Consider the following 12,247-nt stretch of genomic DNA (forward strand, 5'->3'; position numbering starts at 1 on the left):
GAAATGTCTATCAACCTTAGAATCCCAATTTCAGCGTAGCAGCGAAAGAGCGTGTCAAAGGATAGTTTGGACGCGAGCTGGTACGAGACTCAGGATCACCCCACTTGAAGGGAGAGAAAGTCAGAAGGTTATAGCCCGAGAGCTGGAGCGTCATATCTGTCATCTTGATCTGATGCATCCACGGGAAATCGAAATGGTAAGCGATCTGCGCGCTCTTCAGTCTGAGATACTTGGCATCTACCTCGTAGAGAGTAGAAGCAGCGTAGTTGTTGCTGGCATTCAGCTTAGTAGCACGCGGGTACTTGGCATTGGGATCGGGATTGTCGGGGGTCCACACGTTGTCGAACTGATATTGCAGCAAGGCCTTCTCCTGCTGGTCACCGAGTGGCTGACGGAAGCACTCGTCAAGCATACGGCTGACATTCCAGGCTGCTGTCCATCGCATGCCGAACTCAAACCGCTTCCACTGGAAACCCATATTCAGTCCGGCCGTGTACTCAGGATCATCGGTGTGACCGATGGCATAACTATAGTCGTTGTTGTCGATGACGCCATCATGGTTCAAGTCGACATACACCGCATCACCATCCTTCAGCACGACACTGTGAGTCGGCAGGTCTTCACCATACTGAGCCTTGTATCTATCGTTGGATGTCTTGCTGTCATAGAGTCCCCAGAACTGGCGGATGAGACGTGAGCCAATACGGTGTCCCTTCTGATAGAGCCAGTCATAGCTCTGCGGAGCCTCCATCTTTTCCTTGATCTCGTTCTGGTTGTAGGACAGGTTGCCTTCGACATAATAGCGGAAATTGTTGCTGATGCGGTCCTGCCACTTCAAAGAGATTTCATAACCCCAGCTGTTGACCTTACCAAGGTTGGCTGCAGGCAAAGTGAAGCCAAGGATACCTGGTGCCACGGCAGAGGTGAGCAGAATGTCTTTACGACGCTCGTAGTAGTAATCGAAAGTAGCTTTCAACCGGCTGGAAAGGAAGTAAGCATCCACACCATAGTCCTGCTTGAATGACTTCTCCCAAGTCACGGCAGCGTTGTGCTTGGTACCCTCGGCCGCACCGTGCTGATAAGTATCAGTGTTGGTACCGAAGTTGTAGACATAGAGATAATTATGGTTGTAGGCGCCCCAACTGGAGTAGAGGTTATAAGGATCAGCCGTGTACATGAAGCGCTGGCCGTTGAGCTGGTCGTTACCCACAAGCCCCCAGGAAGCACGCAGCTTGAGGAAGTCGACATACTTTTTGATGGGTAGCCAGAACTTTTCCTCAGATATCGTCCATCCCACAGATCCAGCAGGGAAAGTACCATAGCGTTTGCCCGGCGCAAAGTTTTCCGAGCCATTGTAACCGATATTGAATTCAGCCATGTATTTATTGGCATAGTCGTAGGTCACACGGCCCACCATACCTACATAGCCGTGAGGAATATCGGAGTAAGAACCGGGATAGTAGGTCTTGCTTTGGTTGTAGAGAGCCAGCGCACCCACATGATGAAGTCCGAAATTACGGCTATAGTTCAAGCTGGCCTCCATGTACCAGTCACGTGCCTTGCCAAACCATTCGCTGTAGCCCAACTGAGAATCCTGGCCATTCTTGCGATACTGCATCACGCCGTCCACGAGCACAGGATTATATGTTGCCACACCGCCGCTACGCTGTTTGGTCGTGCTATAGGAGCTGTTGTAGGAGCCTTTCAACTTGAATGACAATCCCTTGGTGATGACATCGAGTTTTTGATTGAGCACCACATCGATATTCAGAGTGTTGGTGTTGACATTGCTGTAGCCTTTTCCGTAGAAAGAAGACAGACCGTCCATGCCGACGAATGGCAGCGAGTTGCCGTCGGCATCCACATCGGTTGTCGACTGCACGTAACGGCCGTCAATGACGCCGGGGCTGGAGAACGGCGTAGTGTTATAGATCGTGCGGAAGAGCTGGTTGCCATCCTCCTTAGAGATAGGAGTCTGCTTGATGTCCACACGTCCACCGATATTCAACGACAGCGTTGTTGTCTTCGTCACATCATAGTCAAGATTGGCGCGATAGTTGAAACGCTTGTACTTGAAGTTGAAATCATAATCCAGTCCTTGCTGCTTGAACAAGCCATCTTGAGTGAAGGCACCCAAAGAGATGAAGTAGCGGACTTTCTGCGTACCGCCACTGATATTGATGTTGTGCTGGGTCTGAAGGGCAGAGCCTTTGAGCAGATAGTCCATCCAGTCGACATCAGGATAGCGTATAGGATCGGAGTGATCCTTGAACTTCTGCAGTACGGCATCAGAGAACCGGGGAGCAGCACCATCGTTGAGCTGCATCTGGTTGCAGTAGAGCGCATAATCGTATGAGCCGGCGAGCTTGAGCAAGTCTGTCGGCATGACAAGACTGGCACTTGTCGACATATTGATTTTTGCCTTACCCTCTTTACCGCGTTTCGTCGTGACAAGGATGACACCATTGGCACCACGCACACCGAAGACGGCCGTAGCAGACGCGTCTTTGAGCACTGTGATGCTTTCGATTTCATTAGGATCAATTTCAGAGAAGTCACGTTCCACACCATCCACCTGGATGAGCGGTGAAGAGTTGGCCCAAGTGGCCTTACCACGCACGAAGATACAGGCGGCATCAGCTCCCGGCTCACCAGAGTACTGCACAGAAGAAATGCCCGGCACAGAACCGGCCAGCATATTGGTCACGGAAGCTGTCGGAACTGTAGTCAACTCTGCACCGTTGATACCTGAGATGGCACCCGTGACGGTCACCTTCTTCTGAGCACCGTAAGCCACCACTTGCACTTCCTGCAATTGCTTGGCATCATCGGAGAGCGTAATCATCATGTCCCGCTCAGAAGCCTTAACTTTCTTAGAGGCATACCCCACGGAAGACACCGTGAGTTCAGTACCAGGATTCACATACGCCGTGAATTTTCCGTCGAGATCAGTGACGGCAATCGCCTTACCGGCTTTGTTGAGGATGGTGGCTCCAATGATCGGCTGCCCACTGGGATCCACTACCATTCCTTTCACGGACTTTGTCTGTTGCTGCACCGCGGAGGCGGCGTGGGCCTGTATCGAGAAAGATGCCATCGTCAGGGGTAGGATCCCTATCATGGCACAAGTTGTCAGGCCTGCCAGCTTTTTACTTAAATCGTTTTGCATGCATTTAAGCTTTTAGTCGTATAATAGATGTTATTAGTTATTCTCTTTGTTAAAGATTGCATAGCGTTAAGCGTCGCTCACTTCTTTCACCAGTGCAAAGATTGCAAAAATCACTTAACATATAGGGAACAAATCGTGATATAAGGGCTTGATATCGATAAAAACGCAATAATCCATTAACGGATCACAACTTTCTTTCCTTGACAGATGTATATTCCCTTGCTGTGGGGGCGCACACTACGCCTGCCGTCAAGTGCATAGAAATATGAGTCCTGATTCTTGTCTAACGTCAAAGAGCTGATACCTGTAGACGATGTCTTGGAATATACCCGCACATAATCGATATAGTAGCGCTGCGGACTCTTGAAGTTTGAAAGTGATCCTCCGTTGTTTCCTCCCAAGGCAAGGTTGATGAGCAGATACATGGGTTGGTCACGGAATGGATTGTAGTCCTTAGCCATATCACCGTTGCCCCACCACACGTGGCTCTCCTGGGCATCAGAGACGCGGATGCTGTTGAGCAACTCATTGTCGCAATAGATGCGGATATAATCATGATCCCAGTCACACCGCCACACATGATATTTGTTGCGCCAGTCCTTGTCTTTCTTGACAAGATCAGAGACATACTTCACCTTGCTTTTCCATATTTGTCCCCACTGCGACCATCCGTCGCCCCAACAGGCATTGGCGTGAATAGCCTCCTTGCCGCCACTTGGATAATACTCCATGATATCTATCTCACCGCTATAGGGCCATGCGATCCAACTGGGGTCGGCTCCAAGCATCCAGATGGCAGGCCAGTTGCCCAATGCGCATGGAATTTTGGCACGAACTTCTATTCTCACATACTTCCAACCGGCACGGTTCTGACTGGGATCCTGCTTTACCTTGCTGACGAGAGAGGCAGAAGAATATTGATAGCTCTTGCCGTTGACCGTCGTATTCTCCTTATAAGCAGAGATGACCAGGTTGCCATCTTTCACATTGGCGTTCTTGCGTGTCTTGTACGTATAGCCTTGGGCTTCATTGTTGCGGTGGCCTTGGTCATAGCCCCAATATTCATCTTTTGGAAGTCCTGTGTAATCGAACTCATCGTGAAAGATCAGCTCATATCCAGGATAGGCATTAGCGATAGCCTCGTCAGTTCCTTGAGCGTATATGCCCACTGCTGCCGCCAGTGACAGCGCCAGTAAAAGGATTTTCTTCATGGTATATAATAATAAGGTGTGATGAAAGCGGTTGGTGGCACGATGCCACCAACCTGATTTAATTATTTGATGATGATTTTCTTGCCATTCTTGATCACCAGGCCACGATAGTCTTTGTCCACTCGTTGACCGGCAAGGTTATACAGCGTCTCCGTTTCTCCGTGCCGAGCCGTAGGCAAAGCAATGCCCGTTGCCGTACCATCGCCGATCTTCACCAGTCTGACCCGTGAGAAGCTGTACCATCCGGCGACATTCTTTCCGTCCACAGGACCATTGGCCACTTTGATGCCAATCAACTGATCCTTATCCAAGGTAAACTTCAGGCTTGTATCGTTCCATCCGTATCCAAACACACCGCCTTCGTTGCCGACAGCAGGCAAAGCCGTCTTTGCGATGTCTGTCGTCAGTTCATCATTATCGTTGACCAGACATACGCTCATTGAGAAATTAGTAAAGCCTTGCTGAGCGCGGGCACAGACCGTGAGAAGATAGTCACCCTTGCTGAGATCATAGACTTCGGTGGTCACTTCCTGATTGTTGGCAGTGCCGTTGTAGTAATCGAAATAGCCGCCGTTAGAGCCGTCTGCCAGCGTATATGGTTCATTGTTTTTCCAGCCGAGCGTGCCACCTGTTTGAGAGTAGGTCCACCCGTCTATATTTTTAGTGAAGGAAGGATTCGCTATCGAGCTCGTCAGATCTTCGGTACCCTCCACGGCTTCCGCAATGCCATTACTTTCTACATAGGCTCTCAGTGCCGAGTAGATAGCGTTTGCCTTAGCAGTTGCGTCTTCAGCACTTGAAGGCTCCCCGGCTTGCTTGGCATTCTCAAAGGCAGTCAGCATGTCAGCAAGGGCATAAGGCAACTCTGTTGTTTCAGCAGTCTTGGCAAGTACGAAAGCATCATAGCTGCTCTTGGCTTCGCGGAAAGCCTGGATGGCTGCTGTCAAAGTCTCTGTGGTTGCATAGAAACCGGAAGTGACCTCCTTGTCGACCAGTTGCTGTAAGTTTTGGCGCTCCACGCCCGTCACATGCTCATAAGCATCTTTCTCGCCCTCGCCGAGAACAGGGCTGAGCAAGGCTTTCGCTTCCTTAACCAAGTCGGCATAACCAGCTTTAGCACCCGTCTCCAACGTGGTATAGACGAGCTGGAAATGATCGGCACGGAACCATGCCTTGTCGCCATCCCCCTCCGTACTGACCTGTATCGTCAGCGAAGCACCTTCGTCCACAGCGACTAAATTGCTTTCCACTGTAGTATAAGGATGCTCAGCGGAAGCGGCCAACTGTTGCTCTTCGCCGTCACCGACTTTGAGCATCACCTGAGCTGCGGAAGGTATCTGCACGGCTGCCTTCACCTGATAGTATCCGGCAGCGAGCCCCTTGACAGTCTGACTGACATAGCGTTTCTTGTTCTTCGTGTTGTTATAGTCGTAAGCGTTGAAGTAATACTCGCCGTCGCAACCCGTCTTGTCTTCGTCGGCAGCAAATGTCTTCACCTTGGTATCAGATCCGTTGTCGTGAGACCATCCCGTGTCACCATCCTCGAAAGAAGGATTTGTCAGCAGGTAGGTGACGTTGGCACCGTCTTTCGTGGATGCTGTCTTGACAGCCTGGGCAAGAGTCTTCACGGCTTCGTCGACAGCCTCCTGTGTTGCGTCATTGCTGTCAGCCAGCGTCTGAGCCGTAGCGACGGCAGTCTGCAAGTCGCCATCGTTGAGCGTTGCATTGGCTGTGGTGGCGTTTGCGATAGCGGCATTGAGAGCTGTCTTATCAATGACGGCTGTCAACTTGAAGTTGTCGACACCATTTTGCTGGTCATCTTTCGAACGCTCGAAAGCCACTCCAAGCATTATTGGTGTCGTGCCGTCAGAGCGGAAAGTCACGCTGACGTTTTTCCATTTGCTGTCAGTGACATTACCGATAGACTTTGTCTTTCCCGCAAAGATATGCATTTTACCCTTATCATTGCCAATGATATCGGCAGAAAGTTCATAAGCACCTGCAGGCAAGGTGACGCTTTGCTGCAACTTCAGCAATTCGGCATTGCCCCAACGGAAACGCACACGATAAGCCTGCTTGCCAAACTTCTTCTCATCAAGGTTAATGAAATTACCTTTGAAGCTGGCGGAATAGAGAAGGTCGCCTTCCTTCAGCACAGAGTAGTCGTTCTTGTCTCCATTCTCATAGACGACATCCCAGTCCTGAGTCTGATAGATGGCTCGATGGTCCTTGGCGACATTCTTGCTATACTCCGTATGGATCGTATAGTTCCCTTCGAAGTCTGCATTCTTCAAGTACTGACTTGTCACGTCAGTCTGAGCGTTGGCAGACGCGGTGAGGCCCAGAAAGGCACACACCCACAATGTCTTGTAGAGTCTTTGCATATAATTTAGGTTTAATGAATGATTTGGTATGTTGCAAAATTAGCATGATTAGTTTTGTAAATAGGGAACAAAACAACAACGATAGGGAAGAAATCATGATATTTCGTTGTCTCTTTATTAATAAATGTTTAACTTTGCAATCACATGAAAAGCTTCACAAAGAAATATATTATTCTCATCGCACTGGGCATGCTCTGTTGCTACCGGAGCCTTGCGGCATTCTCTCTCCGCAGTTTTCCTCCCCTGCTGCTCTCTCCCTCGGAGAATGCCTACTGCATGATGTTTGACCATCGCGGCGTGCTGTGGATCGGCACCAACAATGGACTCAAGAGCTACGACGGGTATCAGGTGAGGACCTACCGGTCGGATGCCTACTCACCACATCTGCTGCCCAACAACACCGTGCGATCTCTCGCCGAGGACAAGCACGACAGGCTGTGGGTGGGCACGCGCAACGGGCTGCAGCGCTTCGACCTGCGCACCGGACAGGTCACTACCTTTCATCTGCCCGACGAGAACCAGCGTATCATCTACACGCTCTATGTCGATCCGCAGGGCCGGCTGTGGGTGGGTACCGACGGCGGACTGTCGGTCTTTGACGAGAAGACACAGCGATTCCACACCTATAATAATAAGAACTCGTGGCTCATCACACCTGACGGGAAAAAGACAAGGCTGACGGGCTACAGCGTGAAGAGCATGGTGCAGGCTCCCAACGGCGACCTGATCGTCGGCACGTGGGCGGCAGACCTCCTGCGCCTGCGCCGTGGCACGCATACTTTTCTGCGCTATCCTGCCCTCAACGCCGTCCACTCGGCCTACTCGCTCTGCTATGACCACCGCGGACGCCTTTGGGTGGGCTCTTGGGGATGCGGCGTGGCGCGCGTAGACAATCCCGATGATGTCCGCCATCCTGCGGTGAAGGTTTATCCTTTCACCACCGGCAACTTCGACATCTTCCTCAGCATTGTGGAAGATCCGGTCACTCACAACCTCTGGGCTGCCACACGCGAGGGTATCTGCATGCTCAACATCAACGACGACATGGCGCAATGGCAACGAATTTCCAACATCGACGGCACAAGTCTGAACTACAGCAACAGCATCGCCACGGATCTCAGCGGCAACATCTGGGTGCTCACACAAAACAATGGAGTCATACAGACGACATTCGACCGGACGCCATTCCGCTGCTATAACCTGGATATGGGACAGCAGTCTTTTCCCGTCAACTTTGTCAGCTCGCTCTATACGCCCGACGGCAATACGTTTTGGTTAGGGCTCAACCCCTATGGCATCGCACGCTATGACTGCCGGACGGGCACCACGCGGCTCAACCGCGACATTCCCGGCTTCGGCAATATTCCGGCGAGCGCGTTGACCACGAGCTTCTCGGGTATCATCCGGCGGAGCAACGGTGACCTGTGGTTTGCTGACAACAACTACGGCATTATCGTCAAGAAGGCGCAGGGCGAGGCAGAGGTGCTCGACATGAGCAACTCGCCATGGTTGAAGGAGAATTTCGTCAACACGATATTCGAGTCAAGCCGACACGTTCTTTGGATCGGACAGCACAGTGGTCTGAGCATGGTGCTGCCCGACGGCCGCGGCTCTCAGGTCACGCTCCGGCAAGGCAGCCGCGACCTTTCGAACTGCGATATCCGTGGCATCAGCGAGGACCGGCAGGGCAACATCTGGCTGGCTACCGACAACGAGGGCATCATCTGCGTGGTGAAGCCCGACGGCCGCCATGCCCGTATGAGCGTGAGGCAGTACGCGCCGCAACAGGGCAACTTTGCCGTCGACGACGCCACCAACTGCCTGCAAGACCGCGAGGGACGGCTGTGGGCGATCTCCAACAGCGGCGGTCTCTTCCTCTACAATGCTGCCGGTGACCGCTTTGAGGCTAAAAACCGCGACTATCACCTCGCTGGCGACCGTGTCCTCGCCATCGCTCAGGACGGTGGGGGTGACCTGTGGCTGACGTCCGACCATGGTCTCATCCGCCTTTGCCTCGACAAGGACTGCAAGCCGACGGATGTCAACTACTACACGCGTGAGGACGGACTCGGCGACCTGCTGTTCTCGGAAAACAGCATCGCTGCTTTCGGCAGGGAAATCTATCTCGGCAGCCGGCAGGGCTTCATCGCCTTTGACCCATCCACCATGGCTAAGAATCAGCCGAAAAACTACCGGCTGATCATCACCGACATCGTCGTCAACGATGAGCCGTGGCGACAGATGACCGACAGCACGCTGCGGCAGCGCATCTCCCGAGAGTCGCCGTCGTTTACGCGTCGCGTCACACTGCCCACGTCGGTGAAGAAGATCAGCTTTGATTTCGCGCTGCTCTCCTACGGCAATGCCAAGAAGAACCTCTACTCCTATATGCTCGAAGGCTATGACGACGACTGGAAATACTGCGCAGGCGGCAGTCACAGTGCGACGTATCAAAACCTGCCCTCGGGTACATACCATCTGCGCGTACGTGCCGCGGGCAGCAACGGGCAATGGCAGGAGATGGACTATCGCGTCACCGTCAGAGTGCTGCCGCCGTGGTATGCGTCGTGGTGGGCATACCTTATATATATAGTACTCCTCTGTGCGGCGACCTTCGCCACGATACACTGGTATCGTGAGCACCTGCGCACGCAAAACCGGCTGCGCATGGGCGTGATGCTGACCAATATCACACACGAACTGCTCACGCCGCTGACGGTCATCTATGCCACGATCTACAAGCTGAGATCAATGGCACCGCAATATGAGGACGAATATGGAGTCATCGACAACAACATCCAGCGCACCAAACGCCTCTTGACACAGATACTCGAGGTACGCAAGAGCCAGGCCGGACAGCTGCGGCTGAAGGTGAGCCGTGGCGACCTCGCCGCGTTCATCGGCAACGTGGTGGAAGAGATCAGGCCCATGGCTGAGCAGAAACGCATCAGCCTTGAGACTGCTCTGCCGGATAAGGAGGCTACTGCATGGTTCGATACCGACAAGCTCGACAAGATCCTCTACAACCTGCTCTCCAACGCCATCAAATACAACCGCAACGACGGACATATCCTTCTCTCGCTCGACATCAAAGAGCAGGAAGCCGTCATCAGTGTGAAGGATAATGGTATCGGCATGGACAAGCAGCAGCTCAGCCATCTCTACACCCGATTCTTCGACGGCGACTACCGACGACAGAACACCGGAGGCACGGGCATAGGCCTGGCACTCGTCCACGAACTTGTGGTGCTCCATCACGGCACGATCCACTGCAAGAGCTGCAAGGGCGTGGGCACAACGTTCACCGTGACAATACCCGTAAACAAAAAGGCATACCCCTCCCAGGAGATCGACAGCTCGGTGATCAGCAAGGAGGTGGACAGCGAGACGATGCGCTATCTCACGAACAATAACGAGACCGGGCCAGGCATCCGCGAGGAGCGTGTCGTGGTCAAAGCCAACGTGCCCGCCATGCTCGTCGTGGAAGACAACGCCGACCTGCTGGAGCTGATGAAGCAGGCGCTCAGCAAGCACTACCGGGTGATCACGGCGAAAAACGGCAAGCAGGCGTGGAACACGATACAGAAAGAGCGGCTCGACATTGTGATCACCGACGTGATGATGCCTGTCATGGATGGCATTGAGCTCACGCGGCGGATCAAAAACGACCAAAGCTTCTGGCAGCTGCCCGTCATCCTGCTCACCGCCAAGGACCGGCAGGAAGACGAGAACGAGGGCTATGCCATCGGTGCGGACGCTTACATCACGAAGCCGTTCTCGTTTGAGGAACTCACGCTGCGTGCCGACATGCTCATCGCCAACCGGCAAAAGGTCAGAAACAACGTCCGGCAGGAAGCCATACTCCAACAACATGCCGAGACAAAGGCGCCCTCGGGCAGCGATCCCGACAAGGCTTTCATGGTGCGGGCCACGCAGATCGTGCTGGACCATCTCGATGACACGGCATTCGACCGCGAGGCCTTCGCCAAGGAGATGCTCGTCAGCTCGTCGACTCTCTATAATAAGGTGCACGCGCTCACGGGCAAGACCATCGTGGAGTTTGTCAACAGCATCCGTCTCGATGAGGCTGCGAAGCTCCTGCGTGCAGAACCTTCGATCACCATCGTGGACCTTGCGGCGCGCGTAGGCTTCAACACGCCGAAATACTTCTCGCGCTGCTTCAAGAAACAGTTCGACGTGCTGCCCAAAGACTACCTGTAATGCGCCGCTGGTGCCTTATGATTGAGAGTGCCGCACGGCGAAGCAGCTGTCTGGCAGGGGAAGAGACTCTCTGCCGGCGAGCTCTGCTGGGCTGTAGGCATCATCGGAGCAGGTAGACGCCGAGCGAATGACTGCGCGGAAAGTCGGGAGGAGCGGAGAACCAAGAAAGAAAGCTTTGAGGTTAACTTTTGTTTGCAGTCTGCAAGTATCTGGTTATCAGCTTGTTTTAAAAAAGTTACACGAGGCGCATAAAAAAGTTGCTAAAAAAAGAACAACGTATTGAAAAAATGCGTACCTTTGCAGCGTTGTTAATAAACAAATGATTGTTTTACAGATTTAAAAAGCAAAGAAAATGAAGAAATTAGTTTTTATGTTCGTAGCTATCGCAGCTATGTCTTTCGCATCTTGTGGTAATAAGAACCAGAGCGCTGCTCCTGCAACTGACTCTGACACAACAGCTGTTGCTGACACAACAGACAGCGCTGCTACAGACTCTGCTGCAGCTCCTGCAGACACAACTGCTGCTCAGGCTAAGTAATCGTTAGCTCGAACTGAAAAATGAGAGAATACGCCCGAGGCTATTTGCCCCGGGCGTTTTTGTTTGTTGATGTTTACGATTGAGGTAAATCTGGGGTCTTGACGTGTGTCAACTTTTTCAAGTGTAAAAGCAAGAAAGAGAAGGGGAGACAGACCGTCTTTCAATATTTGGCAATACCTTTGCATTGTAAAAAAGTAAAAAGGATATAATAGGAAGGAAAATTTAGAGATGGTAACGATTATGATTGTCGTAACGGCTTCTGTCGCAGTGATCGCGCAAACTGTCACTTTCATCAAGGACATGAGAAGAGACTGAAACGAGCATCGCATGGCGATAGAAATCAGGGCCTCACACTGATGTTTTCGGACTGAGTCAGTGTGGGGCTTTGTGCGTAATGGAGGTGTTATGAACAGGGGCGGTTGCAAAGGAGAATAGCGATTGTTGGATAAACTGACAAAAAAACGGGCGCGAGAACGCGATTTTTGCGAGCAGGTGTGGTCTTGAGCCTGATTTCCCGATTTTTGTCAGTGATATATAATTGTCTGACGGCCTATGACTTGAATATCCTTTACATCGTTTCTTGCTTAAAAAGCAGCTTTTTCGTAAGCGTCTCGGCATTACCGTATTTCAGCCTCGCTTAAAAGTCTGTACCTTTGCGCGCACAAATTATTATGAATATGGCAAGCAAAGACAAGTACAAGAGTCTCCTTGAACGGTACAAGCA

Annotated in this window: 5 protein-coding genes; 2 read left to right on the top strand and 3 right to left on the bottom strand. The window is 52.1% G+C overall.

Features of this window, described 5'->3' with window-relative positions:
- Positions 1-16: 16 nt before the first annotated feature.
- The 3 genes from NG346_RS12025 to NG346_RS12035 form a co-directional block, all read right to left on the bottom strand.
- Positions 17-3,169 carry a SusC/RagA family TonB-linked outer membrane protein gene (locus NG346_RS12025; protein ID WP_317620795.1) on the bottom strand — a complete coding sequence of 1,051 codons (3,153 nt, stop codon included), beginning with the start codon at positions 3,167-3,169 and terminating at the stop codon, positions 17-19.
- A gap of 176 nt (positions 3,170-3,345) precedes the next feature.
- Positions 3,346-4,380 (bottom strand): glycoside hydrolase family 16 protein, encoded by a 1,035-nt coding sequence (locus NG346_RS12030; protein ID WP_262280982.1) that lies wholly within the window; start codon positions 4,378-4,380, stop codon positions 3,346-3,348.
- 62 nt (positions 4,381-4,442) lie between these two features.
- Entirely contained in the window at positions 4,443-6,764 is a 2,322-nt protein-coding gene (locus NG346_RS12035) for a hypothetical protein (RefSeq protein ID WP_262280981.1), read from the bottom strand.
- A 144-nt stretch (positions 6,765-6,908) separates the two neighbouring features.
- Here NG346_RS12035 and NG346_RS12040 point away from each other — a divergent pair, with 144 nt between their 5' ends.
- Together NG346_RS12040 and NG346_RS12045 are read left to right on the top strand one after the other, a co-directional pair.
- Entirely contained in the window at positions 6,909-10,985 is a 4,077-nt protein-coding gene (locus NG346_RS12040; protein ID WP_262280980.1) for a two-component regulator propeller domain-containing protein, read from the top strand.
- Between the two features lie 352 nt (positions 10,986-11,337).
- Complete coding sequence (locus NG346_RS12045) at positions 11,338-11,523, top strand: PG1828 family lipoprotein (RefSeq protein ID WP_262288788.1); 186 nt, start codon at positions 11,338-11,340, stop codon at positions 11,521-11,523.
- Positions 11,524-12,247 lie beyond the last annotated feature (724 nt).

Origin of the sequence: Hallella absiana, assembly GCF_025457485.1 — a bacterium.
Lineage (GTDB): Bacteria > Bacteroidota > Bacteroidia > Bacteroidales > Bacteroidaceae > Prevotella > Prevotella absiana.

Coding starts and splice junctions, on each gene's coding strand:
- NG346_RS12030 (WP_262280982.1), bottom strand. CDS start 4,380: ATGAAGAAAATCCTTTTACTGGCGCTGTCACTGGCGGCAGCAGTGGGC.
- NG346_RS12040 (WP_262280980.1), top strand. CDS start 6,909: ATGAAAAGCTTCACAAAGAAATATATTATTCTCATCGCACTGGGCATG.
- NG346_RS12045 (WP_262288788.1), top strand. CDS start 11,338: ATGAAGAAATTAGTTTTTATGTTCGTAGCTATCGCAGCTATGTCTTTC.
- NG346_RS12035 (WP_262280981.1), bottom strand. CDS start 6,764: ATGCAAAGACTCTACAAGACATTGTGGGTGTGTGCCTTTCTGGGCCTC.
- NG346_RS12025 (WP_317620795.1), bottom strand. CDS start 3,169: ATGCAAAACGATTTAAGTAAAAAGCTGGCAGGCCTGACAACTTGTGCC.